The sequence below is a fragment of the Saccharopolyspora kobensis genome (assembly GCF_900108315.1).
GTDB lineage: Bacteria > Actinomycetota > Actinomycetes > Mycobacteriales > Pseudonocardiaceae > Saccharopolyspora > Saccharopolyspora kobensis.
In genome coordinates this window covers 133,003-159,304 of sequence record NZ_FNVB01000010.1, presented here as the reverse complement: position 1 = coordinate 159,304, position 26,302 = coordinate 133,003, and the positions used below count along the sequence as shown (strand labels likewise).

30 protein-coding genes and 1 tRNA gene are annotated in these 26,302 nt (G+C 70.3%); 19 read left to right on the top strand and 12 right to left on the bottom strand.

Annotated features, from left to right (window positions below; all coding sequences use genetic code 11):
* Positions 1-85: 85 nt before the first annotated feature.
* Positions 86-913: a metal-dependent hydrolase gene (locus C4T78_RS30060; RefSeq protein ID WP_093352580.1), complete on the bottom strand. Its 828-nt coding sequence runs from the start codon at positions 911-913 to the stop codon at positions 86-88.
* Positions 914-1,105: 192 nt separating this feature from the next.
* On the opposite strand from C4T78_RS30060, the gene C4T78_RS30055 reads away from it, so the two are divergent.
* The 9 genes from C4T78_RS30055 to C4T78_RS30015 all read left to right on the top strand — a co-directional run bounded on the left by C4T78_RS30055 (position 1,106) and on the right by C4T78_RS30015 (position 10,142).
* Positions 1,106-2,326, top strand: coding sequence for an NADP-dependent isocitrate dehydrogenase (locus C4T78_RS30055; protein WP_093352582.1), 1,221 nt, complete (start codon positions 1,106-1,108; stop codon positions 2,324-2,326).
* 187 nt (positions 2,327-2,513) lie between these two features.
* Positions 2,514-2,822: an SH3 domain-containing protein gene (locus C4T78_RS30050; RefSeq protein WP_093352585.1), complete on the top strand. Its 309-nt coding sequence runs from the start codon at positions 2,514-2,516 to the stop codon at positions 2,820-2,822.
* Positions 2,823-2,892: 70 nt separating this feature from the next.
* Positions 2,893-2,967, top strand: a tRNA-Val gene (locus tag C4T78_RS30045).
* A 456-nt stretch (positions 2,968-3,423) separates the two neighbouring features.
* Complete coding sequence (locus tag C4T78_RS30040; RefSeq protein WP_093352587.1) at positions 3,424-6,393, top strand: arabinosyltransferase domain-containing protein; 2,970 nt, start codon at positions 3,424-3,426, stop codon at positions 6,391-6,393.
* Between the two features lie 110 nt (positions 6,394-6,503).
* The gene (locus tag C4T78_RS30035) at positions 6,504-7,259 is read left to right on the top strand and encodes a response regulator transcription factor (protein WP_093352589.1); all 756 of its coding nucleotides are present in this window, start codon (positions 6,504-6,506) and stop codon (positions 7,257-7,259) included.
* Positions 7,256-8,389, top strand: a complete 1,134-nt coding sequence (locus C4T78_RS30030) for a sensor histidine kinase (RefSeq protein WP_093352591.1) — start codon at positions 7,256-7,258, stop codon at positions 8,387-8,389. Before C4T78_RS30035 ends, C4T78_RS30030 begins: the two co-directional genes overlap by 4 nt.
* A gap of 74 nt (positions 8,390-8,463) precedes the next feature.
* Positions 8,464-8,829 (top strand): hypothetical protein, encoded by a 366-nt coding sequence (locus C4T78_RS30025; RefSeq protein ID WP_093352594.1) that lies wholly within the window; start codon positions 8,464-8,466, stop codon positions 8,827-8,829.
* Positions 8,830-9,100: 271 nt separating this feature from the next.
* Complete coding sequence (locus C4T78_RS30020) at positions 9,101-9,571, top strand: RICIN domain-containing protein (protein WP_143185857.1); 471 nt, start codon at positions 9,101-9,103, stop codon at positions 9,569-9,571.
* 274 nt (positions 9,572-9,845) lie between these two features.
* Positions 9,846-10,142: a hypothetical protein gene (locus C4T78_RS30015; RefSeq protein WP_093352919.1), complete on the top strand. Its 297-nt coding sequence runs from the start codon at positions 9,846-9,848 to the stop codon at positions 10,140-10,142.
* A gap of 189 nt (positions 10,143-10,331) precedes the next feature.
* Here the strand turns inward: C4T78_RS30015 and C4T78_RS30010 are convergent, their stop codons facing one another.
* Positions 10,332-10,646 carry a hypothetical protein gene (locus C4T78_RS30010; protein ID WP_093352599.1) on the bottom strand — a complete coding sequence of 105 codons (315 nt, stop codon included), beginning with the start codon at positions 10,644-10,646 and terminating at the stop codon, positions 10,332-10,334.
* 710 nt (positions 10,647-11,356) lie between these two features.
* On the opposite strand from C4T78_RS30010, the gene C4T78_RS30005 reads away from it, so the two are divergent.
* Positions 11,357-11,761 (top strand): SSI family serine proteinase inhibitor, encoded by a 405-nt coding sequence (locus C4T78_RS30005; protein ID WP_093352602.1) that lies wholly within the window; start codon positions 11,357-11,359, stop codon positions 11,759-11,761.
* Between the two features lie 291 nt (positions 11,762-12,052).
* Here the strand turns inward: C4T78_RS30005 and C4T78_RS30000 are convergent, their stop codons facing one another.
* Positions 12,053-12,448 carry a hypothetical protein gene (locus C4T78_RS30000; RefSeq protein ID WP_093352604.1) on the bottom strand — a complete coding sequence of 132 codons (396 nt, stop codon included), beginning with the start codon at positions 12,446-12,448 and terminating at the stop codon, positions 12,053-12,055.
* 432 nt (positions 12,449-12,880) lie between these two features.
* On the opposite strand from C4T78_RS30000, the gene C4T78_RS29995 reads away from it, so the two are divergent.
* Together C4T78_RS29995 and C4T78_RS29990 are read left to right on the top strand one after the other, a co-directional pair.
* The gene (locus tag C4T78_RS29995; RefSeq protein ID WP_093352607.1) at positions 12,881-13,171 is read left to right on the top strand and encodes a hypothetical protein; all 291 of its coding nucleotides are present in this window, start codon (positions 12,881-12,883) and stop codon (positions 13,169-13,171) included.
* Between the two features lie 277 nt (positions 13,172-13,448).
* A complete protein-coding gene (locus tag C4T78_RS29990; protein WP_177247597.1) occupies positions 13,449-13,766 on the top strand; it encodes a hypothetical protein in 318 nt (105 codons plus the stop codon).
* Between the two features lie 118 nt (positions 13,767-13,884).
* Here C4T78_RS29990 and C4T78_RS29985 read toward each other — a convergent pair whose 3' ends face one another.
* The 4 genes from C4T78_RS29985 to C4T78_RS29970 all read right to left on the bottom strand — a co-directional run bounded on the left by C4T78_RS29985 (position 13,885) and on the right by C4T78_RS29970 (position 16,194).
* Positions 13,885-14,163: a hypothetical protein gene (locus C4T78_RS29985; RefSeq protein WP_093352609.1), complete on the bottom strand. Its 279-nt coding sequence runs from the start codon at positions 14,161-14,163 to the stop codon at positions 13,885-13,887.
* 143 nt (positions 14,164-14,306) lie between these two features.
* Positions 14,307-14,612: a hypothetical protein gene (locus C4T78_RS29980; protein ID WP_177247598.1), complete on the bottom strand. Its 306-nt coding sequence runs from the start codon at positions 14,610-14,612 to the stop codon at positions 14,307-14,309.
* A 170-nt stretch (positions 14,613-14,782) separates the two neighbouring features.
* Positions 14,783-15,082 (bottom strand): MoaD/ThiS family protein, encoded by a 300-nt coding sequence (locus C4T78_RS29975; protein ID WP_093352612.1) that lies wholly within the window; start codon positions 15,080-15,082, stop codon positions 14,783-14,785.
* Positions 15,079-16,194 carry a WD40/YVTN/BNR-like repeat-containing protein gene (locus C4T78_RS29970; RefSeq protein ID WP_093352614.1) on the bottom strand — a complete coding sequence of 372 codons (1,116 nt, stop codon included), beginning with the start codon at positions 16,192-16,194 and terminating at the stop codon, positions 15,079-15,081. Before C4T78_RS29970 ends, C4T78_RS29975 begins: the two co-directional genes overlap by 4 nt.
* 240 nt (positions 16,195-16,434) lie before the next feature.
* Here C4T78_RS29970 and C4T78_RS29965 point away from each other — a divergent pair, with 240 nt between their 5' ends.
* Both C4T78_RS29965 and C4T78_RS29960 read left to right on the top strand, forming a co-directional pair.
* Positions 16,435-17,172, top strand: coding sequence for a GntR family transcriptional regulator (locus C4T78_RS29965; protein WP_093352617.1), 738 nt, complete (start codon positions 16,435-16,437; stop codon positions 17,170-17,172).
* Positions 17,169-18,176, top strand: coding sequence for a nucleoside hydrolase (locus C4T78_RS29960; RefSeq protein ID WP_235863535.1), 1,008 nt, complete (start codon positions 17,169-17,171; stop codon positions 18,174-18,176). The genes C4T78_RS29965 and C4T78_RS29960 overlap by 4 nt, the downstream gene beginning before the upstream one ends.
* An 87-nt stretch (positions 18,177-18,263) precedes the next feature.
* On the opposite strand, the gene C4T78_RS29955 is transcribed toward C4T78_RS29960, so the two are convergent.
* The gene (locus C4T78_RS29955; protein ID WP_093352622.1) at positions 18,264-19,403 is read right to left on the bottom strand and encodes a serine hydrolase domain-containing protein; all 1,140 of its coding nucleotides are present in this window, start codon (positions 19,401-19,403) and stop codon (positions 18,264-18,266) included.
* 135 nt (positions 19,404-19,538) lie between these two features.
* Between C4T78_RS29955 and C4T78_RS29950 the strand changes: the two genes are divergently transcribed.
* The gene (locus C4T78_RS29950; protein WP_093352624.1) at positions 19,539-20,246 is read left to right on the top strand and encodes a MerR family transcriptional regulator; all 708 of its coding nucleotides are present in this window, start codon (positions 19,539-19,541) and stop codon (positions 20,244-20,246) included.
* A gap of 130 nt (positions 20,247-20,376) precedes the next feature.
* On the opposite strand, the gene C4T78_RS29945 is transcribed toward C4T78_RS29950, so the two are convergent.
* The 3 genes from C4T78_RS29945 to C4T78_RS29935 form a co-directional block, all read right to left on the bottom strand.
* Complete coding sequence (locus C4T78_RS29945) at positions 20,377-20,733, bottom strand: hypothetical protein (RefSeq protein WP_093157305.1); 357 nt, start codon at positions 20,731-20,733, stop codon at positions 20,377-20,379.
* A gap of 60 nt (positions 20,734-20,793) precedes the next feature.
* Positions 20,794-21,030, bottom strand: a complete 237-nt coding sequence (locus C4T78_RS29940; protein WP_093157303.1) for a DUF397 domain-containing protein — start codon at positions 21,028-21,030, stop codon at positions 20,794-20,796.
* Between the two features lie 287 nt (positions 21,031-21,317).
* Positions 21,318-22,184, bottom strand: a complete 867-nt coding sequence (locus tag C4T78_RS29935; RefSeq protein ID WP_093157302.1) for a Sco1979 family transcriptional regulator — start codon at positions 22,182-22,184, stop codon at positions 21,318-21,320.
* A 195-nt stretch (positions 22,185-22,379) separates the two neighbouring features.
* On the opposite strand from C4T78_RS29935, the gene C4T78_RS29930 reads away from it, so the two are divergent.
* Together C4T78_RS29930 and C4T78_RS29925 are read left to right on the top strand one after the other, a co-directional pair.
* The gene (locus C4T78_RS29930; RefSeq protein WP_093352626.1) at positions 22,380-23,210 is read left to right on the top strand and encodes an SAM-dependent methyltransferase; all 831 of its coding nucleotides are present in this window, start codon (positions 22,380-22,382) and stop codon (positions 23,208-23,210) included.
* A complete protein-coding gene (locus C4T78_RS29925) occupies positions 23,207-23,632 on the top strand; it encodes a class I SAM-dependent methyltransferase (RefSeq protein ID WP_093352629.1) in 426 nt (141 codons plus the stop codon). The genes C4T78_RS29930 and C4T78_RS29925 overlap by 4 nt, the downstream gene beginning before the upstream one ends.
* Before the next feature lies 1 nt (position 23,633).
* Here C4T78_RS29925 and C4T78_RS29920 read toward each other — a convergent pair whose 3' ends face one another.
* Positions 23,634-24,131, bottom strand: a complete 498-nt coding sequence (locus C4T78_RS29920; protein WP_093352631.1) for a hypothetical protein — start codon at positions 24,129-24,131, stop codon at positions 23,634-23,636.
* 116 nt (positions 24,132-24,247) lie between these two features.
* On the opposite strand from C4T78_RS29920, the gene C4T78_RS29915 reads away from it, so the two are divergent.
* Both C4T78_RS29915 and C4T78_RS29910 read left to right on the top strand, forming a co-directional pair.
* A complete protein-coding gene (locus tag C4T78_RS29915) occupies positions 24,248-24,925 on the top strand; it encodes a response regulator transcription factor (RefSeq protein ID WP_093352926.1) in 678 nt (225 codons plus the stop codon).
* Positions 24,922-26,250: a sensor histidine kinase gene (locus C4T78_RS29910; RefSeq protein WP_093352634.1), complete on the top strand. Its 1,329-nt coding sequence runs from the start codon at positions 24,922-24,924 to the stop codon at positions 26,248-26,250. The genes C4T78_RS29915 and C4T78_RS29910 overlap by 4 nt, the downstream gene beginning before the upstream one ends.
* Positions 26,251-26,302 lie beyond the last annotated feature (52 nt).

The following is a 26,302-nucleotide window of genomic DNA, read 5'->3' as shown; positions in this document are numbered from 1 at the left end:
CGTCGCTCACCTGATGGGCGAAATGTCGCATCCCCTGAGATTTTCGGCGATCATTTCGGGTGGCGGGCCGCGGGCGATCCGGTGCTCACAGGTTGATCCACGCCATGATCTCCGGCGGCAGGTCGAGCTGGGCGAGCCAGGGCGCCGCGCCGATCCGGTAGAGCACCACCGAGCTCAGCACCACCGCCGCGATGGTCAGGCCCGGGCCGATCAGCGCCATCTCGACCTTGCCGCCGGTGCGCATCCGCATCGGTTTCGGCGGGGCCACCGGGTACCAGGTCTTGCCGCCCAGCGGCACCGGCCACAGCATCGGGCAGCCCTGCTCGGTGATCGCGTCGCCGATGAAGTGCGCGATGCAGCCGATCATCACCGCGACGCCGAAGGCCGCCGGGTTGGTCGGCTGGTCTCCCGCCCACGCCCAGCAGGCCACCGTGAGCAGCAGCGACGCCACCGTGATCAGGATCGCGTCCGAGCTCGACGACCAGGTGTGCATGATGCCGCGGACCGCGAGGCCGGCGAAGAAGAACATCAGGATGGCCACCGCCGCGCTCTCGCTGGTCTGCACGATGGCCGTGGTGATCAGCCCGGCGAGCACCGCGAAGACCACGGTGTGCGTGAAGCCGCGGTGGGTGCCCTCGCGATCGCTGTCGCGCTTGGTGCGGGTGAGGCGGTAGAGGAAGCCGCTGAAGCCGCTGATCCCGGCCGACGCACCGCGCGAGATGGCGCCGAAGGTGCTGGCCACGGTCGACTTCGGGTGGTCGATGTCGGGCAGCAGCGCCGCCCCGGAGGCCAGCGTGGCCCCGACCACCCAGGTCTTCGGGGATAATTGCCCGAGCGCGTGCGAATCGGCCAGGGCGGTCACGGCCGCCCATGCGGCCAAGCCGCTCATCGCGTGCGTTGGTCCGGTCGCCACGCCGCCCCCTAGTTGATCGCCTGCGTCGGTGGTCGAGCCTAGAAGAAGATCACGACACGAGGACGACGCGCCGAACAGTGGCGCATCGCGCGCGGATACGGGTGGTGGTCGGCGCGGGCCGGAGGGCACAATCGAACCCGATAGCAGTACGCTCGTACCGCTTGCATTCTCGCGAGAGGAGCACCCCGCCACATGAGCAAGATCAAGGTCCAGGGCACCGTAGCCGAGCTCGACGGCGATGAGATGACCAGGATCATCTGGTCCTTCATCAAGGACAAGCTGATCCACCCCTACCTGGACATCAACCTCGACTACTACGACCTCGGCATCGAGCACCGGGACGCCACCGACGACCAGGTCACCGTCGACGCGGCGAACGCGATCGCCAAGCACGGCGTCGGCGTCAAGTGCGCCACCATCACCCCGGACGAGGCCCGGGTTGAGGAGTTCGGCCTGAAGAAGATGTGGCGGAGCCCGAACGGGACGATCCGCAACATCCTCGGCGGCGTCATCTTCCGCGAGCCGATCGTCATCTCCAACATCCCGCGCTACGTGCCGACCTGGACCAAGCCGATCGTCATCGGCCGTCACGCGCACGGCGACCAGTACAAGGCCAGCGACTTCAAGGTCCCCGGCCCGGGCACCGTCACGATGACCTACACGCCGGAGGACGGCAGCGAGCCGATCGAGTTCGAGGTCGCCAAGTTCGGTGCGGACGGCGGCGTCGCGATGGGCATGTACAACTACCGCAAGTCCATCGAGGAGTTCGCGCGCGCGTCGTTCCGCTACGGCCTGGAGCGCAACTTCCCGGTCTACATGTCGACCAAGAACACGATCCTGAAGGCCTACGACGGCATGTTCAAGGACGTGTTCCAGGAGATCTTCGACGCCGAGTACAAGGCCGAGTTCGACGCCAAGGGCATCACCTACGAGCACCGGCTGATCGACGACATGGTCGCCAGCGCCCTGAAGTGGGAGGGCGGCTACGTCTGGGCCTGCAAGAACTACGACGGTGACGTCCAGTCCGACACCGTGGCGCAGGGCTTCGGCTCGCTGGGCCTGATGACCTCGGTGCTGATGACCGCGGACGGCAAGGTGGAGGCCGAGGCCGCGCACGGCACGGTCACCCGCCACTACCGCCAGCACCAGCAGGGCAAGCCGACCTCGACGAACCCGATCGCGTCGATCTTCGCCTGGACCCGGGGCCTGCAGCACCGCGGCAAGCTGGACTCCACCCCCGAGGTCGTCGGCTTCGCCGACACCCTGGAGCGGGTCGTCATCGAGACCGTCGAGAGCGGCAAGATGACCAAGGACCTGGCGCTGCTCGTCGGCGGTGACCAGCAGTACCAGACCACCGAGGAGTTCCTCGCGACGCTGGACGAGAACCTGCAGAAGAAGATGGCCAACGGCTGATCCTTCGGCAGCTCACGCGAACGCCGCTCCCACCAGGGGGCGGCGTTCTCGCTTTCCGCCGGGACTACTGCCTGCGCACGGGTGACACACGGGCTGTTGAACGGGGCGTGCTGAGGGGTGCTCCGGGTACCGCCGGGCCTGGTCGGCGCTGAAGCTGGGGGCGTAGTGCCCGACCAGGAGGTTTGCCGTGTTCTTCGTGCCCCGCTCACTGCTGCTCGTCGGTGCCGGTGCGATCGGCGCGATCTACTTGATGAGCGCGAACCAGGCCGGTAGCGCCCCCGAAGCCGCCGAGCCCTGCGCCTTCCACGTCGCCGCCGACGTGCTCAACGTCCGCTCCGGGCCCAACGCCGCGGACGGCAAGGTCGGCACCCTGCGGCAGGGCGAGCAGGTCGAGGCGCTGCCCAACGTCGTGGACGGCTTCCGGGAACTCGGCGGTGGCCGCTGGGCGGCGCAGCGATTCCTGCTCCCGGCGCCGGGGAGCAGCTGCGCGCCGTGATTGCCCGGGGTGGTGCGAAGCCGCGATCCGGGCTCCGCTAAGCTCTACGGCACGCGGTCAACACCGCCCCGCGCGATTAGCTCAGCGGGAGAGCACTACCTTGACACGGTAGGGGTCACTGGTTCAATCCCAGTATCGCGCACCAGCTTCGGGAACCCTCGTCGACGTTCAACGCCGACGAGGGTTTTTCCATTCGTGGTCGCCGATCGGCCGCGCACTGCCCGCGGCCGTTTCGCCGCCTCGCCAGCGGTGCCGGAGGGGCACGTCGGGCGGGCGTTCGGGCAAAACCCGCACCGGTGAACCGCTTTCGCTCCGCCGCGCGTGCCACCGTGGTCGTGGCAGAACGGCGGAGCGCCCGATCGGCCGCGGGGCAGGTCGGACACCGGAGAAGTGCGTGGTGGGCGGCTCCGGTCTCGCCGAATGCCGTCCAACTCGGGCAGTGCGGAGCGGGCGGTCCCGAAATCGCGGACACCGCACCGGTTTTCGGCGTAGACTCGCCGAGGTCCCGATCTTCCGCAGGCGGGGCACGGGGGAATCGCGACCGCGAGAACGGTCGGTGAACTCCTCCCGTTTCCCCGGAACACCAGAATGAGGCAGCGGCGTGCCGTCGAATCCGCACGACCGCGGTCAGCGCGGCAACGGTCTGCTGGCCGCGCTGGCCGGGTTGACGCTCCTGCTCGGAGTGCTTGCCGTGCTCGCGCCGGTGAAGGCCGACGCACCGCTGGTCACCTGGCCGCGCGCCGGTGACCCGGCACCGTCGACGGTGCTGCCGCTCTCGCCGTACCGGCCGCTGGACTTCACCGCCACGATCCCGTGCGAAACGCTGCGCACCAGCGCGGGAGCGGCGCTGCGCACGCACTCGCCGGACAATCCCGGCCTGGAAGTGACCGCCGATGCGGGGCGAGCGCGCTTCCTGGTCGACGGCAGCGAGATCCTCGCCGATCCGCTGCGCGCGGCGTGCGAGTACCAGGTGGTCGCCGACGCCGACGGCCTCCGCGTCTCCCGGGACGGCGCGCTCCTGGTGTCCCGGCCGGACCTGCTGCCACCGCAGGTCTCCGAGCTGTCCACCACCGGTTCGACCGACGGCCTCGAAGTCACGCTGCACACCGATGCGCGCTACGAATCCTCGCCCACCGCGCTGAAGATCGCGCTCCTGCTGGCGCACGCGGCGTGCCTGATCGCGCTGCTGGTGCTGGCCTGGCGGCGGTGGCGCGGCGGGCAGTCGATGCGCGGCCTGACGATCCCCCGCTTCGCCGCAGCCGATGCGGTGCTGGTGCTGGTCGCCGCGGCGTGGGTGCTGCTCGGGCCGGTCAACATGGACGACGGCTGGTACCTGATGATGGCTCGCAACGCGAGCGAATCCGGTTACCTCGGCAACTTCGTCTACATGTTCAACACGACGGAGAACCCGTTCGTGGCCAGCCAGTACCTGCTGCAGTGGTGGGGCGAGCTCGGCGGCTGGTCGCTCTGGTGGATGCGCCTGGTCCCGATGTTCTGCGGGATCGTGACCTGGGTGCTGCTGCGCATCGTCCTCGCCACGCTGCTCGGCCGCGCCGCGCACCTGCGCGCGGTGCCCTGGGCGCTGCTGGTCGCGCACCTGGTCTGGTTCCTCTCCTACGGCATGTCGCTGCGCCCGGAGCCGCTGATCGTGGTCTTCGCGGCGGCGGCGCTGCTGTTCGCCGAGGCCGCGAACCTGCGGCACTCGATCGGCGCGCTGGCGGTGGCGACGGTGTTCGCGGCGCTGGCCATGACGGTCTCGCCCTCCGGCCTGGTCGCGGCCGCGCCGCTGGTGCTGTGCCTGCCGTGGCTGCTGCGCTGGCTGCGCCGCCAGCCCTGGTCGGGGCGCATCGCGGCGGTGCTGCTGGCGGCGGCGTCGGCGACCGTCGTGGTGCCGGTGGGTTTCGCCGACGCGACCCTGGGCGACGTCCTCGAAGCGACCGACGTCCACCGCTGGTACTACCTGTCCTTCCCCTGGTACGAGGAGTTCGAGCACTACAAGACGATGCTCAACACGGCCGGCTGGGCGCGCCGGCTGCCGGTGCTGCTGACGCTGGCGATCGTCGCCGTCGTGGCGCTGGCCAGTGGTCGCGGCGGGATGGGCCGGGACCCGATCCGCCGACTGCTGCTCACCAGCGCGATCACCACCGCGATCGCGCTGGTGCTGATCGCGTTCAGCCCGACGAAGTGGGTCAGCCACTTCCACGCGGTGGCCGCCGCGCCGACGGTGCTGCTGGCGGCGGCGCTGCTGCGCTCGCCGCTGCCGCGCCGCGCCGGACCGGTGGTCGTGGGCGCGAGCCTGCTGCTGATCATCGGCGCGGTGTCGCTGAGCTTCGCCGGGGACAACTGGTGGATCCCGTTCTCCGACGCCGGGCAGCGCTTCGGCGAACACCTCAACCGGGATTCGCAGACCAACAACCTCGAACCGCACTTCGGCCCGCTCTACCTGCGAAATCCGCTGCTGTGGACCGGAGTCGCGGTGGTGGCGTTCGGCTGGGCGAAGTGGCGTCGCCGCCATGGCCGTCCGGTGCGCCTGGGCCCGGACCGCGCGGTGCTGGGCGCTGCGTCGGTCGGCTCGGTGCTGCTGATGATCGCGCTGTTCAGCTACGCGCCGATCGGCCAGGCACCGGGCTGGACGATCGCGCGCTCCGGCGTGCAAACCCTCTTCGGCGACGGCTGCGGCCTGGCCAGCGATGTCCGCGTGCAGCTGCCGTCCGGGCGGCTCGGCGCGCCGAGCGAGCCGGAGCTCACCGGTGACTTCCAGGTCGGCAACGTGCTGCCGACCGGTCCGTGGCCGGAGCCGACGACGATCTGGAACACCGACCGCCCGGACGGCACGACACCGGGCGTCGGCGAGCTGGTCACCGGCTGGTACCCGCTGTCCGGCCAGGGCACGCACGTGACGGTGCCGGTGGCCGGGCTGCTCGCGGGCCAGGGTCTGAAGGTCGAGTTCGCCGCTCCCGGCGGGGTCGTCGTGCAGAAGCTGCACCCGGAGCTGCGCCGGTCCGCGCTGCGCGAGTGGCAGCAGCTCGCGACGCCGATCCCGGCGGGAGCGCAGTCGGTGCGGGTCGTCGCGACCGACCAGGTGACCGGCGCGCGGTCGTGGCTGGCGGTCGCGGAGCCGAAGACGACCGAATCCCGCCCGATCACCGAGCTCACCAGCGGCCGCGCGGTGCTGGCCAACCACATCAACGCGCCGCTGTGGCCCTGCGTCGACCAGGTCGGCATCCGCCACGGCATCACCGACACCCCGGCGGTGCGGCTGACCGCCGACGAAGGGCTGCCGCCGGAGTGGCTGGACAACATCAGCTACCTGGAGTGGGGCGGCGCCTGGATGCAGACGACCAGGGAGTGGACGCAGACCCGGCTGGCCGCGGAACTGCCCGGCGGCCCGCCGCGGTTGCCGTGGGGCAACGTGTTCGTGGTCCGCTACCAGCACCCGGTGGGCCGCTACGACCTGACCGTCTCGCAGGAGACCAGGTGGGGCTGGACGCGGCTGCCGACGCTGGCCGACAACGACTACCCGGTCATCGCGCGCAACGCCGGAGTGCAGAAGCCCGACGTCGACAGCTGAGCCTCTTCGGGCAGTCGTCCTTCCCGCGCCGCTGCCGCCCGACTGCCTGCGTGCCTCGTGGCCGACCGGATACTGTGGCCGAAGTCGACCGGGAGAAGCGGGTTCGAAGGATGACGCAGGCTGATCGCGCCCCGGACCACCGCACCGACGGGCGGTCCGGCGCACCGAGGATCCTGGTCGTGGAGGACGATCTCACGGTCGCCCAGGTGGTCACGGGCTACCTGAACCGGGCGGGTTGCACGCCGGTGCACGCCTCGGACGGCGCGATGGGCCTGGAACTGGCGCGGCAGATGGCGCCGGACCTGGTCGTGCTCGACGTGATGCTGCCGGGTCTCGACGGCATCGAGGTCCTGCGCGAGCTGCGCACCTCCAGCCAGGTCCCGGTCATCATGCTGACCTCGCTGGGCGAGGAGGAGCACCGGCTGCGCGGCCTGGAATCCGGCGCCGACGACTACCTCGCCAAACCGTTCAGCCCGCGCGAGCTGGTGCTGCGGGTCCGGTCCGTGCTGCGCCGCACGGCCGCCGTGCCACCGGCGCCGGCCGATGAGGTGCTCCGCGCCGGAGACCTGGTGGTGGACCGCACGGCACGCGTGGTCAGCAAGGCCGGCCGCGAGCTGGGCATGACGGTCAAGGAATTCGAGCTGCTGGCGTTCCTGCTCCGCAACGCGGGCCGCGTGGTGCGCCGCGACGAGCTGATGCGCGAGGTCTGGTCGCACGACTTCGGCGATGCCTCCACCGTGACGGTGCACGTCCGGCGGCTGCGGGAGAAGATCGAGGACGACCCGTCCCGCCCGGCGCTGCTGAAGACGGTGTGGGGCGTCGGCTACCGGTTCGACCTCCCCGGTGCCGGGGCCGGCGGACGATGAACCTGGCGCTGATCGCACTGATCGCGGTGTGCGAATCGCTCGGCGTCGGACTCATCGGCCTGGTCGTCCTGCGGCTGCTCCGCGACTACCCGGTGGGCTATTCGCTGGTGGCGGTCATCATCATCACCGTCGGCGCGATCAACACCAGCACCGTCACCGCGGTGCTCCTGGAGCGCTCGGCGGAGCTGCCCGCCGGGGTGGTCCTCGCGGTCGTGCTGATCGCCGGGGTGGTGGCCGTCGGGATCGGGCTGCTGCTCGGCCGGTCGGTGATGAACGGCAGCCGCCAGCTGGCCGACGCCACCCGCTCGCTCGGCCTGCAGCAGCGGTTCCGGCAACCGGAGGACCTGCCGAGCGCCGAGTTCGCCGAGCTGGCCCGCGAGCTCTGGATCACCAGCGACAAGCTCGCCGAGTCGCGGCGGCGCGAGGCCGAATCCCGCCGCCGCGAGCAGGCGCTCGACGCGTCCCGGCGTCGGCTGGTCGCGTGGATCTCGCACGACCTGCGCAGCCCGCTGGCCCGGCTGCGCGCCCTCACCGAGTCCATTGAGGACGGCGTCGTGGACGATCTCCGGGACTACTGCGGGAAGATCCGCGCCGACACCGAGATCCTCTCCGGGATGGTGGACGACCTGTTCGAGCTCTCCCGGATCCAGTCCGGCGTGCTGAACCTGAGCCCGCGGCAGGTGGCGCTGGACGACCTGCTCAGCGACGAGGTGGCGGCGCTCGGAGTGGTGGCCGGTGAGCGCGGGATCGGCCTGCGGGCCAGGACGATCGAACCGGTCGTGGTCGACGTCGACGACCGGGCCATCACCCGGGTGTTCAACAACCTGCTGGGCAACGCGATCCGGTACGCGCCGGAAGGCTCGGCGGTGACGGTCGACGTCCGCGCGACCGCCGGCTGGGCCGCGGTCTCGGTCAGCGACGAGTGCGGCGGGATCCCGGAAGCCGACCTCGACTCGGTGTTCGACATGGGCTGGCGGGGCGAGGACGAGCGGACGTTCGGCAGCAGCGGTGGCGGCCTCGGCCTGGCCATCGTGCAGGGCCTCGTGCACGCGCACAGCGGAACGGTGTCGGTCCGCAACGTTCCGGGCGGCTGCTGCTTCGAAGTCCGCCTCCCGCTCTCGGCCCGGTAGGCGGGCTGCCTCGGTGCGGCCTGGATCGCGCCGAACGCGGCTTCGCCGTCGTCCGGGGTTGGTACTGTCACGCCATGCCCGTCCCCGAGGCCGTGCGCAAGCGGATCCGGACGTTCCTCGACGAGGACGACGAGATCCGCTACGTGCTGCCCGCCGACGTCCTGATGAGCGTGCAGCCGAGCGTGCTGGTCGTGGTGAGCCGCAAGGCGATCACCGTGCTCTCGACGGGCTTCTGGTCCAGGAAGCGGCCGAAGTCGGTCCTCGCGCGGTTGCCGCGCGGCACCGTGCTCGGGCCGGTGGAGATGCTGCCCTCGCCCTGCTTCCGGATCGACGGCATCGACTACGAGATCGACGAGGAGTACGTCGCGGTGGTCAACGCCGCGGATTCGGAGCTCACCTCGCCCCGGGACTTCCCGCCGGATCCGCTGCCCGATCTCTGATCCGCGGACTCGCACCTTCCGTGAATGAGAGTCACATTCTCGTTGTGCGGTAACACGATTGGGAAAGTCCACTGGGGACTGTTATCCGATTCGATCACCGCGTCGTTACCGATCGCCGCTGGCAACCACCCGTTGTGATGACTCGATGCGAGATTTCCCGACGGCGCTGGTAGAGATCTAACCGGACGTCCGAAAACGCCGTCCACACCCGAAATTTCCTTGCATGGAGGTTATGATGCGCGCTCGCTGGATGCTGGGTGCTCTTGGTGCCATGGCTACGCTCGCGATGGCTCCGGCTATGCCCGCCTCGGCGCAAGCCGAGTGGGGTTACTCCACGGAAATCACGAACGTCGCCAACGGGGCGCACTGGGTCCAGTCCTCTGGCCCGGCTGTCGAAAGCACGAAGCAGCCGATCCACATGCTGGGCGACCGCGCCCAGTGGAACGTCGAACGGCAGGAGGACGGCACGGTCACCATTCGCAACATGGCCTCCAACCAGTGCGCGGAGAGCCTGCTGGAGCCCAACGCTCCGGTCTTCACCGCGCCCTGCAACAAGTGGGACGAGGCTCAGCGGTGGAGCCTCAGCCACCGCTGGGACGGCTTCGTCATCACGCCGGCGTCGACCCCGCACCTGGCGGTCGTCGCGAGCTCTGACGAGTACCGCAGCACCCAGCTGGTGCTCGGCGTTCGCCCGTACGACTCGCAGGACACCCCCAACGCGGTGTTCCGCCTGAACTACTGAGTTCTGCCCGCTTTACCCGGGGCGCTCCCAATTCCGCCCCAGTCGGCTCTGAAGCCCGTTGGCCCGGCGCGGTCGTGCCGGACCAGCGGGCTTCGTCGTGCCCGCGTCGAGTCACCGCTTGGAGTGATCACCGGTGTCGCTGCCGGGGCGGAGTCCGCACTTCCCGATAGGTTTCTGCTGCCCGTCGACCGAGTGGGGGCGACCGGAATTCCATTGGCATATTCCTGCCGATGCCATCCCGGTGATTCGGAAGTGCAATGAAGGGAATCAATTGATGCGTACTGCTAAGCGCGTGGTCACCGCAGCGGTTCTGGGGCTGCCACTGCTGCTGGGTGTCGCGAGCCCGGCGCTGGCCGCTGAAGGCAAGGCCCGGCCGCCGAAGGCGTCGGAAATCCTGAAGCAGCTGCAGTCGCAGGAGACGCAGAACCACACGGTGCAGAACAACATCAACGTCTCGCCGATCACCCAGATCAACAACGGCAAGGGCGAGCAGAACGCGGTGAACTGGGTCGACCAGAGCAACGAGAACGACACGGAGCAGAACGAAGCCGCGATCCAGGACGAATCCTGATTCGCGGCTCGGCTGGATGAGTCTCACCGGCTCGTGCTGCGCGGCGGTTCCGGTCGCGGCCACCGGCCGGTCCGGTCATCCACCGCGGTGAGAGGCGCTCAGCACGCGAACTGCTTGGCCCGGCGATCAGTTTCGCCGGGCCAAGCAGTCATTACCACTGTGCTGACTCAGTGGCGGTCAGTGGCGACCTCAGTCCTCGTCTTCCGCGTACTGGCCGGCGTTCTGCTCGGTGGAGCTCTCGTTGCTCTGGTCGACCCAGTTCACCGCGTTCTGCTCGCCCTTGCTACCGACCTGGAACTGGTAGATCGGGGAGTAGTTGGTGTTCTCCTGCTCGGTGCTGGCTTCCTGCTCCTGCTCCTGCTCCTGGACATCGCCGTGGCACTTCTTCGAGTGGCAGGGCTTGCCGTCGCCGTGGTGACCGTCGGCGAATGCCATGGCCGGAGCACCGAACAGCAGCGGCAGACCCAGGGCGGTGGCAGCGATGACGCGCTTGGCAGAACGCATGTCGAAAATCCCTTTCATAATGACTTTTGTGAATAGCGACGGATGGAATCCGCACAGCAATGTGGGAGCATCGGCTGTGCGGGGCCCTGGTCGGGATTTGAGAAATCCCGCAGCAGCGGGACTGCCCAAAACATAGCGCGCCCGGAACGGCGTGCAACCCGGAAATATCGGTTCTCACCTCATTTGGTGATCGAGAGCGTGAATATTCCGTTGGTCATTTCGCGCTGATGACCGTCGATCGGGCCAGGATGTTCGCTGTCAGCAGCCGTGCCCCGCCGGTGCCGCTCTGATGTGTTCACGCGATCGGGCAGCGGTCATCGTGGCAGTGGTCAGATTAATCACCGTGGGTTGTTCCGGGCTGGATGTATTCGATTTGTGCGCCGACGTGCGCTGCACGAGGAGATGGCGCGGAACTGCTGATTTGTCGATACGAAACCTGTCGGATGCCGTCGAGCGGTGCCGCCAGCGGGTTAATTCGGATTACCGAGAGTCGGGTTTTGGAGTGGATCCGCCGCTGGGTTGGGGCAACCGTCGTCCTGTCGAAGGACGGCGGAGGCGCGGAGGCCGGGCCTACCGTTCGGCGGTGAGTTGCGATCACCGGATCGGGGACGCTCGATCGGTGATCCTTTCTTGCTCGCCCGGAGCGATCGTCTGCGGTGCGGTAAAGAAGAAAAGGGTTTCTTTTCCGCTCGGACGGAGGATGACGCGAAATGTCCGAAATTCGGTTGCTCGGCCGGGCCGCAGCGGGTGTGGCGTGCGCGGTGGCAGTGCTGATCCCCGGAGCCGCTGCGGCGGCCGGTGAGAACACCGCGGGGCAGAGCACGGTGACGTTGTCGGTCACCGAGACCAACCAGCAGACGAGGTCGGTGACCCTGCACTGCGATCCGGTGGGCGGCGACCACCCGCAGGCTGTCGCGGCGTGCCACCAGCTGCAGCTCGTGGACGGGAACATCCAGCGCCTGGACGCGCGCACCGCGAGCAACTGCACGAAGGACCGTCGCGGCGTCAGCGCGGAGGCGAAGGGCAACTGGCGGGGCAAGCCGGTGGAATTCCGGCTCTCGGCGGCCAATTCGTGCTCGCTCAAGGCGCGCACCGGCGTGCTCTTCGACTTCTGACCGGTGCATTCCCCAGGCTTGCCGCGAACGGCAAGGAACGAGGCGTGAAAGCCGCTGTCCCGTGGGCCCCCCTCGCGCACTCCACGGGCCGGAGCCAAGGCGGGCTCGAGCGCCGGGCGTGACTCAGCCCGGCGAGCTGCCTGCGCCCCGTTCTAGGTGGCTCCACCGCGAGGTGGAGCCACCACCACTCGTCGCGCCGGAATTCGGTGGTGAGAGGAGAAGAACCCGGTCACAACGCGAATCGGGGAGCAGGCCCGCGGTCTGCTCCCCGATTCGCGTTGTCGTGCCGGATCAGCAGCGACCGGTCAGCAACCGGTCGACGACGACAGCGCCGCCGCTGGTGACGACGAGCCGGGAGTCCCGGCCGTTGTCGATGCTGATCGCGTTGACCGAGGTCCCGCCGCCGGCGACCTCGCCCGCCGCGCGCTCGGTTCCGTTCACCAAGACCGAATAGCCGACGCGCTGGTCGTCCCTGGCCGTGCTGTGCATCGTCAGCTCGACCATCGGGTAGGTCTGCCTCAGATGTGCCGGGACGAGCGGCGAGTCCAGGCGCAGGCACTGCACCTGGCCCACTTCGACGCGCAGCGGTGGCCCGGCGGGTGCAGCCGTTGCGGCGAACGCCGGGCCACCGGCCGCCAGCGCGCCCAACGCGGCCAGAAAGACTGCTGCCTCGCGGTGAATTCCCATGATCTGCCTCCTCGCGGTACTTCCGTGTCGGGATCGCTAAAGAACGCTAGGTGTGCAGCGCCCGGCGCGCACGGCGAGACCGCTCACGCCGAGTCCGCGCGAAAGCCCTTGGCGCATCTCGAATTCGCCGTGATATTTCCTTGATCGTTTCGTGATCGGGCGGGATCTTACTTCCTGATCTTTGTCGCGGCAGCCGAGTTTCTTCATCTGATCAGTTAAGTTGCGCTCATGGAGAACGATGCGTTGAACGACGCAGTGTGATCGCGCAGCCGCCCGGGTGGCGGTTGATCCACTTTGGTGTGGCAGGAAATGCGGGACGCCCGGAATCGATGGCAACGTATGTCGTGCCGGTCGGCGCACCCCCCAAATCCCGGAAAACCCCGGGAATACTGCCGGTCGGCGATGATCGGATCATGGATGGGAGTCCAAGTAATGCGTACTTCGCTTCGTCTTATCGGTGTCACCGCTGCTTGCGCCACCGTGCTGGCCATCGGCTCGCCCGCCTTCGCCGGCGGCGGGAAGGGGCACGGCAAGGGCAAGGGCGACGACCACGCGTCGTCCCAGGCCTACGGTGGCAACGGTCAGGGTGGCAACGGTGGCGTGGGCGTGAACGTCCTCAGCGGCCTGAGCATCCTGTCGAGCGGTGACGGCGGGAACGCGTCGGCCGGTAACGGTGGCGCGGGTGTCGGCGGCGACGCCTCCTCCATCGCGGGCAACGACTGACGACGGCGGGCAACGCCGTAGCGTCTGGTTGACGAAATATGCCGATCCGCTCAGTGCGGGTCGGCATATTTCATTTTTTCCGAAGCCCCAGGCGTTTTCGTTGCCGTGGCAAGGAAGATCGTTCGCTCCTACGGGTGATCGGCGCTGCGCTTCGCATGTCGATGTGCTTGTCCTGCGGGTTCCGGTGGGAAGGTCCACGCGTCGGTCCGGGTTGTTTCCGCCGGAGAGGTGCGGAGAGCCTGACGGCACTGGTTCCCAATCCGATTGGAGTCATGCAGTGCGCAGTACTGTGCGTGTCCTGTTCGCTGGTCTGTCCGCCGCCGGAGTGCTCGCCCTGGCGGCGTCCCCGGCCTTCGCGGCGAAGAAGGACAAGGAGTCCGACGACGACTCCACGGTCACCGCGGCCGCGGAAGGCGGCAACGGCGGCCACGCCGGCAACGGCGGTTTCGGCATCAACTTCTGCCCGGCGATCGGTGTGCTGGCCCCGGCTTCCGCCGAGTGCGGCGCGGGCAACGGCGGCAGCGCCGATGGCGGCGACGCCGACGCCTACGCCGAGGACGACAGCAAGGACAGGGTGTACAAGCGCGGCAAGTGAGCGTTGCGACCCGGGTGCTGGTTCGCACTGTCCGCACCCGGGCCCCGCAGCGGAAATGGGTCGGCTCCCACTGGGAAGCCGACCCATTCTCGTGTCCGGGCGCGGAAGGCGCCGCCGCTCAGTCCTCCTCGTCGCCGCCCTGGGCGGAGACCGACTCGGAACCGTCCGCGCTCGAACCGTTCGTCCCGCTCGAGCACTCGATGGTGATCGGGTTGCTGGACTGGAGCAGTCGGCAGACACCGAGTCCGCTGCCCTTCTCGCCCGGGCTGCCCGCGTTGCCGCGCTCGGCATCGGCGGAGGGCTCGGCGAGGCCGTCGGGAGCGATGACGAGGCTCGGCGCGATCACGCCGAGACCGAGCACGGCGGCGCTGCCGAGCAGGCGGACAGCGGTGGCCACCGTCCTGCCTCGCGGTCCCGGTCCTCCTCGGTTCGCAGTGGTGGTCGCGCGCGGGGACGTGATCACGCGTGCCGGGGTTTCCCGGTCCGGGGTCGCGTCGAGATCACCTGGGATGCGGTTGGTCGGGGTTGGCACGGGTCAGCTCACTCTTCCTCTTCGTCCCGGCTGTCGTCCTCGGCGTAGGCGTCGGCGTCACCGCCGTTGGCGCTCCCGCCGTTGCCCGCGCCGCAGCTGGCCTCGGCCTTGGCCAGCAGACCGATCGCCGGGCAGGCGTTGATGCCGAAACCGCCGTTGCCGGCGTGACCGCCGTTGCCGCCTTCCGCGGCCGCGGTGACCGTCGAGTCGTCGTCGGACTTCTTGTCCTTCGCGGCGAGCGCCGGGCTGGCGCCCATCGCGAGCAGCCCGGTGGCGGCTGCGCCGGCGAGGAGGACACGAATCGTGGTGCGCACTTCGGAAACTCCGATCTGACTGATTGCCGTTCTGCGTCGAACCGGCCGTGAAACCCGGTTCTTCGGGCCCGGCCGCGTGAGACGCGGACAACCTTCCACCGGCGTGATCGAGTGCGCGGTCAACACGCCGGGGCGCGCTGGCCGACCACACTTTCGTTTAAGTAGTCGGCTCAGCCACCGGCCATGGCGCCGACGATCAGGTACGGCTCCGCGCCGGCGGCGACCTCCGGCGGGAGCGGGGAGTCCGGTGATTCGTGCGAGAGGTCCTGCTCGCAGGCGAAGAAGCGGATGAACGCGCGGCGCTGCTTCGTCTCGCGGTCGCGAACAGCGCCGCGCAGCACGGGATATCGCGCTTCCAGCGCGTCGAGCACCGTGCGCTGCGTCGGTCGCCCGTCGAGGTCGAGGACGACCTCGCGGTCGGTGATCCCGGCCAGCGTGCGCAGGTGGTTGGGGAGTCGGACGCGGATCATGGCAGCGTTTGCACCTCCACGGAGAGCACCGACGGCAGGTCGCGGACGATCGGCCGCCAGCTGTCGCCGGCATCGGCCGATGCGTAGACCTGGCCGCCGGTGGTGCCGAAGTAGACGCCGCACTCGTCGAGCGAGTCGACCGCCATCGCATCGCGGAGAACGTTGACGTAGCAATGACTCTGCGGCAGCCCGTCGGTCAGCGGCTCCCACTCGCCGCCGCCGGTCCGGCTGCGGTACACGCGCAGCTTGCCCTCCGGCGGGTAGTGCTGCTCGTCGCTCTTGATCGGCACCACGTAGACGGTGTCCGGCTCGTGCGCGTGCACGTCGATCGGGAAGCCGAAGTCGGTCGGCAGGTCCCCGCTGATCTCGTACCAGGACTCGCCGGCGTCATCGCTGCGCATCACGTCCCAGTGCTTCTGCATGAACAGCACGTCCGGGCGCTCGCGGTGCACGGCCAGGCGGTGCACGCAGTGGCCGACCTCGGCATCCGGGGACGGGATGCCCTCCGAGCGCAGGCCGCGGTTGATCGGCTTCCAGGTCTGCCCGCCGTCGTCGGTGCGGAATGCGCCCGCCGCGGAGATGGCTGTGTAGAAGCGGTTCGCGTCCTCCGGCGCCTGGATGATCGTGTGCAGGCACATGCCGCCGGCACCGGGCTGCCAGCCGGAGGCCGATCCGTGCTGCCGCAGGCCGGGCAGCTCGTGCCAGCTCTGCCCGCCGTCGGTGGTGCGGAACAGGGCGGCGTCCTCGGCCCCGGCGTAGGCGGTGTCCGGATCGGTGGGCGATGGTTCGAGGTGCCAGACGCGGGTGAACTTCCACGGCTGCTGGCTGCCGTCGAACCACTGGTGGGTGCCGGGCGTTCCCTCGTAGGCGAAGTGGTTGTCGACCGGCTGCCAGCTCCGGCCGCCGTCGTCGGAGCGCTGGATCTGCTGGCCGAACCAGCCCAGCGACATCGAGGCGTAGATCCGGTCGGGATCGGCGGGGGAGCCCTTGAGGTGGTAGAGCTCCCAACCGCCGAAGTGCGGCCCGCTGATGTCCCACTCCTGCCGCTTGCCGTCCGCGGTCAGGACGAACGCACCCTTGCGGGTGCCCACGAGTACTCGGACGCGACTCATCGCTAGCTCCCTGGAAGCTCTTCGACCCGGCGGTTCGGGTCGACTGGACCGGTCGGGGGTACTGTCTACTCCGTTCACGCGCATCTCGCGCGGTCGTTCCACCTAGGTAGACCTGCTCCGAGCGCGTTTCTCACCGCTGCCCGCTGTTGTCAGACAAGAGGGTGGTGACGTGCCGCATACCCGTTTGACTGCCGGGACCGAGCTCTCCTAACTTGTCTGACAACAGCAAGGGAGTTCGGCATGGCGGCCAGGCGTCCGCAGCGACGACCGGTCGTGGAGCTCTACGAGCGGATCGTCGAGGCGATCCGGCGGGGTACCTACCCGCCGGGCTCGACGCTGCCCGCCGAACCGGAACTCGCCGGTGACCTCGGGGTGAGCCGTCCGGCGCTGCGCGAAGCGCTGATCCTGCTGCAGGAGGACGGCGTGATCACCGTCCGGCGCGGCGTGGGCCGCACCGTCAACGCCCGCCCGGCCCGGCGCGGCTTCGAGCGGCTGCAACCGGTCGAGCAGCTGCTCGGCGGGGACGGCGCGGTGGTCCGGCCGCTGGTCCGGGCGGTGGAGGAGCCGACGGATCTGGTCATGCAGCACCTGCCCGTCCCGGCCCGCTGCGAGATTCGGTTCTGGGAGAGCGTGGTCGCCGTCGACGGGGTGCCGAGCTGCCTGGTGGAGGAGTGGTGCGCGCCCGACGATGCGCTGGCCGCCGTCGACCCGGCCCTCCCCGGTGCGCTGACCGCCGCCGCGGCGCAGCCGCGCACGATGCTGCACGCGGTCACCGCCCTGCACCTGCCGCTCAGCGGCACGAGTTCGCTGACCGCGACCGTGCTCGGACGGCGTCGCGGCGAGGTGCTGGGACGGTCGCCGGACACGCCGGTCGTGCTGATCACCCAGGTCGTGTCGGTGGAGAGCGCTCCGCTGATCGCGGCCAAGTACGCGCTGCCCAGCGGCGCACCGGGCATCCCGGTGCGCCAGTCCCGATGACCCGAAGCAGAAAGGCGCAGCAACCGATGGCGTCCGAGGAAACCCTGATCGTCGATTGCGACACCGGCATCGACGACGCGCTGGCGCTGCTGTACCTGCTCGGCGATCCGGGCGTGCGGATCGGCGCGGTGACCACGGTGTTCGGCAACACCGACCCCGGCACGGCGGCGCTCAACACGCTGCGGGTGCTGGAGCTGGTCGGCCGGTCCGACATCCCGGTGGCCGTCGGCGCCGAGCACGACCGGCGCGGCAACAGGCATCTCGCGCCGGACGTGCACGGCGCGGACGGCCTGGGCAACACCGACCTGCCGGCACCCAGGACTTCGCCGATCGCGGAACCCGCCGCCGAGCTGATCGTGCGCATGGCGCGGGAGAACCCCGGCACCGTGCACCTGCTCGCGGTCGGCCCGCTGACGAACCTCGCCGCCGCGCTGCAGCTGGAGCCGGAACTGCCCCGGCTGGTCAAGCACGTCACGATCATGGGCGGCGCGATGCTGCACCCGGGCAACGTCACGCCGGTCGCCGAGGCCAACATCAGCAACGACCCGGAAGCGGCGCGGATCGTGCTGCGCGCCGGCTGGCCGGTGACCCTGGTCCCGCTCGACGCCACCATGACCGAGGCGATCACCGAGGAGCAGCGGCGGCGACTGGCCGAGTTCGGCTCGCCGGTCGCGACCTTCACCGCCGCGATCCTCGACCTGTACCTGGACTTCTACGCGCGGCACGCCTTCGGCGAGCGCAAGGCCGCCTGCCACGACCCGCTGGCGGCGGCGATCGCGGTGGGCGACGTCGAGCCGCTGCTCGCCCCGGTCGTGCCCGTCGACGTGGAGACCGGCGACGGGCCGGCGCGCGGGATGACGGTCGCGGACCTGCGCGGGCAGTACCGCGGCTTCCCGGAGAACGGGGCGGCGACGGTGCGGGTGGTCCTGGAGACGGACCGCACCTTCGGCGACCGGCTGGTCGACCGGCTCTGCTCCGACGTGCCGAACCTGGGCGCGGCCTAGCGTTTTCGCTGGTGGTGGCACGTGAGTGCTTCGGGGCGCTATAGCACCCCAAAGCACTCACGGCACCTGACCGGCGCGGGTGGTGGCTCAGCGGCCGTCGCACAGGGCGGTGTCGACGGCGGCGAGCACCGCTCGGATGTTCTGCTCCGCGTCGTCCTCGCCGGAGGTGCCGGGCAGCGCGGTGACCGCGACTCCGGCGGAGCGGCCGTCGTCGGTGACGCCGCCGCGGGTCTCGTAGCCGAAGATGTCACCGCCGTGGCCCCAGTACTCGCCACCGCAGGACAGCGGCGTCTTCGACAGGCCGAGCCCGTACTCCACGCCGTCGCCCAGGTCGGCGGGCACGGTGGTGCGCATCTGCGCGAGCTGCTCGGCGGGCAGCAGCTTCCCGCCGAGCAGGGCGCTGTAGAACTCGTTCAGGTCGCCGTTGGTGCTGATCAGCGCACCGGCGGCCCAGGCCCAGCCCGGATCGATCTCGGTGGCGTCGACGACCCGGCCGTCCGCATTGGCGGCGTAGCCGCGCGGGTGCGGCCCGCGGACGGTCCGGTCCCCGATGCCGGGCCAGTAGGTGTTGCGCAGCCCGACCGGCCGGATCACCCGGTCCGTCACCTGCTCGGACACCGGGCGGCCGGTGACCCGCTCGATCAGCAGCCCGGCCAGCACGTAGTTGGTGTTGCTGTACTCCCAGCGCGCACCGGGCGGGAAGCTCGCGGGGTGGGCGAGCGCGATGTCGAGCAGCTCCCGCGGCTGCACGTAGCGGTCGCGCAGCGCCTCCAGGTCGTCGACGCCGAGGTGTTCGGTGTAGTTCGGCAATCCGCTGGTGTGCTGCAGGAGCTGGCGCACGGTGATCTGTCGCCCGTCCACGCCCTCGCCGCGGACGAGGCCGGGCAGGTAGTCCTCGATCGGCGAATCGAGGCCGACCTTCCCCTCGGCGACCAGCTGCAGCACGACGACCGCGACGAACGCCTTGGTGTTGCTGCCCGCCCGGATCCGCCCGTCCAGCGGCGGTGGGGTCCGGTCGCCGAGCTCCGCGGTGCCCGCGACGTAGGACCGGGCCCGATCGCCGATGCCCGTGGTGGCGAGCGCGGCGGGGAAGTGCTCGTCGCGGACGAGCCCGTCCAGGCTCTGCTGGATCGCCGTGCGGTCACCGGTGGAAGCGATCGCGGGCCCGATCGCGCCACCGGTCAGCAAGGTCGCGGCGGCCATCCCGGCGAGCAGTGTCCTCTTCATGTCGTCCTCCCTTTCGCTGCGTGCCGACGAAGATTCGCAGCGGGAGCACGTGCCGGACGATGACGCGGGAACCCCGGTGCGGGGTGCAGCCGGCGACACCCCCGGCCGGGGACTCCGTTGGATAGCCTTCGAGCGATGACGACTCCGAAGGAGCGGTTGCGCCCGGTCGACCTGGCCCGGGCGGCGGGCATCTCCACCCAGCAGGTCCGCAACTACCTGGACGACGGCGTGCTGCCGCCGGCGGAGCGCACGGAGGCCGGTTACCGCAGCTTCCGCAGGCGGCACCTGCGGGCGCTGCTCACCTACCGGGCGCTGGTCAGGGGATTCGGCATCGGAACCGGGCAGGAGATCATGCGCGCGGTGCACGCGGACGAGCTGCCGAAGGCGCTGGAACTGATCGACGCGGGGCATGCGGCCCTGCACGAGCAGCGCCGGGGCCTGGACCGGACGGCAGCGGCGCTGGAGGCGGTGGCCGACCGGGTTCGTGCGCCGAAGGCGGATCTGCGCATCGGTGAACTGGCCGGTCAACTGGGAGTGCGGACTTCGGCGCTGCGCGTCTGGGAAGCCGAGGGGCTGCTGACGCCGGACCGGGAGCGGGGCACCGGGTACCGCTGCTACCGCGCCGCCGACGTCCGCGACGCGCAGCTGATCAACATGCTCCGCCAGGGCCGCTACCCGCTCCCGCAGGTCCGCCACGTCCTGGACGAGCTGCGCCGGACCGGCAGCCGCGACGCCTTGCGCGAAGCGATCGCGCAGCGCCGCGCGGAGATCACCGCCCGCGCCGGCGCGATGCTCGAAGCGGCGAGCCACCTGCACGCCTACACCACCGCGCCGGACGATTAGTCCACTGAGGACCCCGATCGAGTTCCCGCGGTCCACCGCGGGAACTCGATCTCTTCGGGGGTTCCCGGGCGCAGTCCACTGAGGACGCAAGCGCCGGGGTCGGGGCGGGGTCTGTGGCGGTGCCGCCGCGTCAGGCGGGGACCGCGAGCCAGGTCGAGCGGCCGGCGTGCGTCGGCATCCAGCAGCCCGCGGCGGGCGAACCCATGTCCGGGGCGGGGTCGGCGAGACCCAGCAGCTCGTTGATCACGTCGCGCGCCGAGCCGTTGGTGCGCCACAGCACCTTGCTCGGGAACAGCACGTCCGGTTCGTCGCCGGGGACCCGGGCCGCGTCGGCGTCGTTCTCCCCGAAGAGCTGCAGGATGTCGAAAACACCCCGGTGCACCCGGATGCCGACCACGGCGACCAGGCCACCGTCGGCATCACGCGGGTGCGCGAACTGGAAGTCGCGCGCGACCAGGGCTTGCAGGCCGTTCGTAATGTCGTACATGGCGCCACCGATATCCGTCGTGCGGTTCGGGCTTCCGCTGCTGCGGAAAGTCCCGGTCCGTCAGGCGATCAGGTCGTCGAACTCGCCGTCCTTGGCCCCGTGCAGGAAGGCGGCGATCTCGTCCCGGCTGTAGACCAGTGCCGGTCCCTCCGGATAGCGGGAATTCCGGACCGCCACCCCACCATCGACCAGTGGTGCCAGTTCGACGCAGTTGCCCACTGCTCCGCTGTGGCGGCTCTTGCGCCACGCCGCGTTGGGCAGCTGCTTCGCGGGCATCCCGTTCTGGATGTTCGGCATCCGAACCCCCCGATTTCCCCGACTAACGCTGCACGACCATCTGCACGTGCAGTTGATCGTGCAGACAAGTTAGCAGGTGCAGATGCACGATTGAATGCACGTGCACGCCGGTGAGACGTTGATCACTGTGGTCTGGACCTGGTGGCCGGTCGTGTGCTCGGTCGTTCGCGCGCGTCAGCACGCCTCGTGACCTGCGGATTTTCCGCGCGCGACGAAGAGAGCTGCGGAATCGGCTGCTCTGGGCGAGTGATCGGCGTGTCTAAAAATGGCCAGCGCGGGCCGGGTGCTCAGGCCTGGGCGAGGGCGGCTTTGAGCGTCTTGCGGGTCTGCTCCGGGGTCTGCGCGTCCACCGCGAGCCGGTGGCTGACCTTGCTGTAGACCTCGACCTCGTCCGGCTTGTCCAGGTAGAGGGCGCCGCAGAGGTGTTCCAGGTAGACGATGTCCGGCAGCTCCGGTTCGGCGAAGCGCAGGATGGTGAACGCGCCCTCCGCGCCCGACCTGCCCAGCTCGAACGGCAGGATCTGCAGCGTCACCGAGGCCAGGCTGGTCGCTTCGAGCAGGAACTCGATCTGCTCGCGCAGCACCTCGCGGCCGCCGATCGGGCGGTGCAGCACCGATTCGTCGATGACCGCCCACACCCGCGGCGCCTTCGGCTGGCTGAACAGCTTCTGCCGCTGCATCCGCAACCGGACCCGGCGGTCCAGCTCGTCCTCGGTGAACTCCGGGCGGCCCTGGGTGGCCACCGCGCGGGCGTAGCCCTCGGTCTGCAGCAGGCCCGGCACGAACTGGATCTCGTAGGTCTGGATCCGGGAGGCCGATTCCTCCAGTCCGACGTAGTCCTGGAACCAGCCCGGCATCAGGTCGTTGTAGCGGTGCCACCAGCCCGGCTCGTTCGAGCGGCGGACCAGGTCCAAAAAGGACTCGCGTTCGGTGTCGTCGGAGATGCCGTAGAGCGTCAGCAGGTCCACGACGTCGCGTTCCTTGAAGCCGACCCGGCCGAGCTCCAGCCTGCTGATCTTCGATCCGGAACCGCGGATCGCGTACCCGGCGTCCTCGCGGGAGATCCCGCTCGCCTCCCGCAACCGGCGCAGCTGGCTGCCGAGCACGAGGCGGCGCGCAGTGGGACCGCTGCTCGTGGCGCTGTCCGGGGCCACGCGAGACCTCCTGGGGAATGGACACTACGACGACTAGTCGTGATCCGACCGTGGAACGTTACGGGACGGCATAGTAGTGGAATCGGGCCGCAGGTCGAGCGCCTTGCCCGGATTGGACCAGCCTACCCGGCCGTAACCAGGCGAAACCGATCAAATACCCTGTGTGCGTCGAGGCGCTGTCGATCGGGGGAGCTCATGACGCGGACCGGTGAGGCGATTCCCGGCGGAATCAACCCGGAGCGGCCGAGCATCGCCAGGGTCTACGACGCCGTGCTGGGTGGCAAGGACAACTACGCGTCCGATCGGGTGGTGGCGGGCGAGCTGCTCTCGGTCGCGCCGGGGCTCGGCGAGCTGGCCCGCGACAACCGGGCCTTCCTGGTGCGCGCCACCCGGTACCTGGCCGGGACCGCCGGGATCGACCAGTTCCTGGACTGCGGCGGCGGCCTGCCCACCGCGGACAACCTCCACCAGGTGGCGCAGCGCGCGAACCCGGACGCCACCGTGGTCTACGTCGACAACGATCCGATGGTGGTGGCGCACGGCCGGGCGCTGCTCGCCGAGAACGAGGACGTCCGGTACGTGGCCGGTGATCTGGCCGATCCGGCGGCGCTGCTGGCCGATCCCGTCATCGCCCGCGGGCTCGACTGGTCGCGGCCGATCGCGCTGCTGCAGCTCTGCACCCTGCACCACCTGCCGGACGAAGTCGGGGTGGCGGAGCTGATGGCGCGCTACTTCGAGGCACTGCCGCCGGGTTCCTACCTGGTGCTGAGCCACCTGTTCCGACCCGGTGCGGAAGACCCGGAGGCCGCCGAGCTGGCCGAACGGCTGGAGCCGGTCTTCCTGCGCAGCGCGCTGGGATCCGGCCGGTTCCGCACCCGCGAGGAGATCGCCGCCTGCTTCGCGGGCGCGGAACTCCTCGACCCGGGCCTGGTGACGCTGTCCGACTGGTGGCCGGACGGCCCGCGCGCGGAGCGGCCGGCACCGGCGCGGCGACTCCTCCTCGGCGGCATCGCCCGGAAACCGTGAAGCTCTCGCCGAGGCTCGCCGCGATCGTCGAGGCGCTGCCGCTGCGACCTGGGATGCGCGTCCTGGAGGTGGGCGGCGCTCCCGGTGCCGCGGCGCTGGCGGTGTGCGAGCGAGTCGGCCCCGACGGGTACGTCCTGGTGATCGACCGCTCGGCGAAGGGCGTCGCGCTCACCGAGCGCAACGCCGCTCCGGCGATCGCGGGCGGACGTCTCGGTGTCCGGCAGGTGGCGGCGGAGGAATTCACCCTGCTGCCCGGCGAATTCGCCTACGACCTGGCGTTCGCCGTCCGGGTGGGCGCGTTCGACGGCCGCCACCCGGAGGCCGGTGTCGCGGCGCGTCGGCGGATCCGGGAAGCGCTCGTGCCGGGCGGGCGGCTCCTGATCGACGGCGGCTCGCCGCTGCGGGAAGTGGCTCTGGCGTGAGCTAGTGCTCGAAGGTTTCGACCGAGGTCGGGCCCGCGTGCCAGGTGGCGATCAGCGTGGAGGCGTCGTCTTCGGTGCTGAACTCCACGCGCAGCCAGCCGTCCGGGTGCTCCCAGGTCTGAACCGTGTAGCCGGGGCGCGGCGTGGCCGAGATCAGCGTCGCGCGTTCCGGGCGCACCGAGAGCACGACCGTGCCGCCGTCCACCTCGAAGGTGCGCACGTCAGCGGCGGTTTCGCTCTCCGGCGGCGGCTCGGGGACTTGGGTGTCCACTGTGGTCGGAGGCGGGGGTTCGGGCGTCGAGGTGCTGCTGGGGGCCGGGAGCGGCGTGCTCGGCGGCGGTGGTGGTGCGACGACGGGACGGGCCGCCTTCGGCGGTGCCGGCTGGTCGAACACCGTGTCCTGGATGATGTCCCGGACGCCGAGCCAGGTCACCGTGACGGCGGCGGTGGTCGCCACCAACCACACGCCGGCGTAGGTGAAGGCTCGATGGATTCGCACGGGAGCGCAATCTTCCACGGTCGCACCGACTTCGCGCAACCACCCGGCCCGGCCGGTGACGTGGCGAGGTTCACCGAAGCACGAACCGGTACCACCGTCCCGTTATGGTGCCCGCCATGGCTGTGGTGCTGGTTGTCGAGGACGATCCGGTGGTGCGCGCTGCGTTGATCCGCGACCTGACCGCGCGCGACTGGGTGGTCCGCAGCGTCGGAACCGCGCTCGACTCGTTGCGGGAGGTCTCCGAGCACCCGCCCGACGTCATCATCCTCGACCTGGGGCTCCCGGACCTCGACGGCGGCGAGACCCTCAAGATGATCCGCGGCGTCTCCGACGTGCCGACCATCGTCGCGACCGCCCGCGACGACGAGGCCGAGATCGTCCGCCTGCTGCGCGCCGGCGCGGACGACTACCTCGTCAAGCCGTTCTCCAGCGAACACCTCAACGCCCGCATCGAAGCCGTCCTGCGCCGCGCTCGCGGTGCGCAGCCGACGCAGCTGATCACCGTCGGCGGGCTGCGCATCGACGTCGAGAGCCGGGTGGCGGTGCTCGACGGCGACGAGCTGGAGCTGACCCGTCGCGAGTTCGACCTGCTCAGCTACCTGGCTTCGCGGCCGGGGCGGGTGGTGCCGCGCCGCGAGCTGCTGTCCCAGGTGTGGCGGCAGTCCTACGGCGACGACCAGACCATCGACGTCCACCTGTCCTGGCTGCGCCGCAAGCTGGGGGAGAGCGCCGCCGAACCGCGCTACCTGCACACCGTGCGCGGCGTCGGGGTCAAGCTCGTGGAACCGGAATGAGGCGCACCGTCGTGCTGGTCGCGCTGGCGGTGACCTCGATGGTCGCGCTGGCGTTCCTCATCCCGCTCGGCCTGATGATCCGCGAGATGGCCCGGGACCAGGCGATGTCCGACGCCGAGCGGCAGGCCGTCGCGCTCGCGCCGGTGCTGGCCACCACGGACGACCGCGGACTGGTCGGCAAGGCGGTGGCCAGCACCCGGGCCGGTCAGCTGAACCGGCTCGCGGTGCACCTGCCCGGCGGCGAGGTCGTCGGCACGACCAGGGTGAGCGCGGCCGAGCTGGCGCGGGCCCACGCGCGGGCCGTGACCGTCGAGGTGCCGGGCGGCGCGGCTTTCGTGCAGCCGATCGCGCTGGACGGCGGGCGCACGGCGGTGGTCGAGGTCTTCGTCGCGGAGGCCGACCAGGTCCGCGGCGTGTGGCGGTCCTGGATGGTGCTGGGCGCGGTCGGGTTGCTGCTGGTCATCGGCTCTCTCCTGGTCGCCGACCGGTTGGCGGCGCAGACGGTGCGCGCGACGATCCGGCTGGCCGAGGCATCGTCGGCGCTGGGCGCGGGAGACCTCGCCGTCCGGGTGGATCCCAGCGGCCCGCCGGAACTGGTGGCCGCGGGTCGGGCGTTCAACACCATGGCCGACCGGGTGCGCCAGCTGCTGGCCGCCGAGCGGGAGATGGCGGCGGATCTCTCGCACCGCCTGCGCACCCCGCTGACCGCGTTGCGCCTCAACGCCGAAGCCCTCGGCGACGACCAGGCCGCCGAGCAGACCAGGATCGCCATCGACCGCCTGGAGCGCGAGGTGGACCTGGTGATCACCAGCGCCCGCCGGGCCGGTCCGCGCGAGGACGCCGACTGCGACGTGGCGGCGCTGCTGCGCGAGCGGCTCGAATTCTGGTCGGCGCTGGCCGAGGACCAGCAGCGGCCGTGGAGCCTGCGCGGCGCGGACGGATCGGTCATCGTCCCGGTGCCCGCCGCGGAACTGGCTGCGTCGGTGGACGCGGTGGTGGGCAACGTCTTCCGGCACACTCCGGAGCGCACCGAGTTCGTGGTGTCGTTGCAGCGCAACGACGGTGTGGTCGGCGTGATCGTGGAGGACGCGGGGCCGGGAGTGGCGGAGCTCTCCGAGGCCGTGGAACGCGGTCGCAGCAGCGCCGGATCGACCGGCCTGGGCCTGGACATCGCCCGCCGGGTCGCGGAGTCCACCGGTGGCCGCCTCGCGGTGGACCGCTCCAGCCTCGGCGGCGCCCGGGTGTGCATGTGGCTCTGGCAGCGCCCGGCGGCACCGAGGCCGAACCGCCGCCGGGACCGCCGTCGCGGCCGCCCGATCAGGTGAGCGGCGGAGGGCGACCCGACCGGAGGCGCCCGCTACCTCGGAAAAGATCATC

What these genes read in the sequence shown, in the direction of transcription:
- C4T78_RS30055 (WP_093352582.1), top strand. Translation starts at nt 1,106, where the DNA reads ATGAGCAAGATCAAGGTCCAGGGCACCGTAGCCGAGCTCGACGGCGAT.
- C4T78_RS30035 (WP_093352589.1), top strand. Translation starts at nt 6,504, where the DNA reads ATGACGCAGGCTGATCGCGCCCCGGACCACCGCACCGACGGGCGGTCC.
- C4T78_RS30030 (WP_093352591.1), top strand. Translation starts at nt 7,256, where the DNA reads ATGAACCTGGCGCTGATCGCACTGATCGCGGTGTGCGAATCGCTCGGC.
- C4T78_RS30025 (WP_093352594.1), top strand. Translation starts at nt 8,464, where the DNA reads ATGCCCGTCCCCGAGGCCGTGCGCAAGCGGATCCGGACGTTCCTCGAC.
- C4T78_RS30020 (WP_143185857.1), top strand. Translation starts at nt 9,101, where the DNA reads ATGGCTACGCTCGCGATGGCTCCGGCTATGCCCGCCTCGGCGCAAGCC.
- C4T78_RS30015 (WP_093352919.1), top strand. Translation starts at nt 9,846, where the DNA reads ATGCGTACTGCTAAGCGCGTGGTCACCGCAGCGGTTCTGGGGCTGCCA.
- C4T78_RS30010 (WP_093352599.1), bottom strand. Translation starts at nt 10,646, where the DNA reads ATGCGTTCTGCCAAGCGCGTCATCGCTGCCACCGCCCTGGGTCTGCCG.
- C4T78_RS30005 (WP_093352602.1), top strand. Translation starts at nt 11,357, where the DNA reads ATGTCCGAAATTCGGTTGCTCGGCCGGGCCGCAGCGGGTGTGGCGTGC.
- C4T78_RS30000 (WP_093352604.1), bottom strand. Translation starts at nt 12,448, where the DNA reads ATGGGAATTCACCGCGAGGCAGCAGTCTTTCTGGCCGCGTTGGGCGCG.
- C4T78_RS29995 (WP_093352607.1), top strand. Translation starts at nt 12,881, where the DNA reads ATGCGTACTTCGCTTCGTCTTATCGGTGTCACCGCTGCTTGCGCCACC.
- C4T78_RS29975 (WP_093352612.1), bottom strand. Translation starts at nt 15,082, where the DNA reads ATGATCCGCGTCCGACTCCCCAACCACCTGCGCACGCTGGCCGGGATC.
- C4T78_RS29970 (WP_093352614.1), bottom strand. Translation starts at nt 16,194, where the DNA reads ATGAGTCGCGTCCGAGTACTCGTGGGCACCCGCAAGGGTGCGTTCGTC.
- C4T78_RS29965 (WP_093352617.1), top strand. Translation starts at nt 16,435, where the DNA reads ATGGCGGCCAGGCGTCCGCAGCGACGACCGGTCGTGGAGCTCTACGAG.
- C4T78_RS29960 (WP_235863535.1), top strand. Translation starts at nt 17,169, where the DNA reads ATGACCCGAAGCAGAAAGGCGCAGCAACCGATGGCGTCCGAGGAAACC.
- C4T78_RS29955 (WP_093352622.1), bottom strand. Translation starts at nt 19,403, where the DNA reads ATGAAGAGGACACTGCTCGCCGGGATGGCCGCCGCGACCTTGCTGACC.
- C4T78_RS29950 (WP_093352624.1), top strand. Translation starts at nt 19,539, where the DNA reads ATGACGACTCCGAAGGAGCGGTTGCGCCCGGTCGACCTGGCCCGGGCG.
- C4T78_RS29945 (WP_093157305.1), bottom strand. Translation starts at nt 20,733, where the DNA reads ATGTACGACATTACGAACGGCCTGCAAGCCCTGGTCGCGCGCGACTTC.
- C4T78_RS29940 (WP_093157303.1), bottom strand. Translation starts at nt 21,030, where the DNA reads ATGCCGAACATCCAGAACGGGATGCCCGCGAAGCAGCTGCCCAACGCG.
- C4T78_RS29930 (WP_093352626.1), top strand. Translation starts at nt 22,380, where the DNA reads ATGACGCGGACCGGTGAGGCGATTCCCGGCGGAATCAACCCGGAGCGG.
- C4T78_RS29915 (WP_093352926.1), top strand. Translation starts at nt 24,248, where the DNA reads ATGGCTGTGGTGCTGGTTGTCGAGGACGATCCGGTGGTGCGCGCTGCG.
- C4T78_RS29910 (WP_093352634.1), top strand. Translation starts at nt 24,922, where the DNA reads ATGAGGCGCACCGTCGTGCTGGTCGCGCTGGCGGTGACCTCGATGGTC.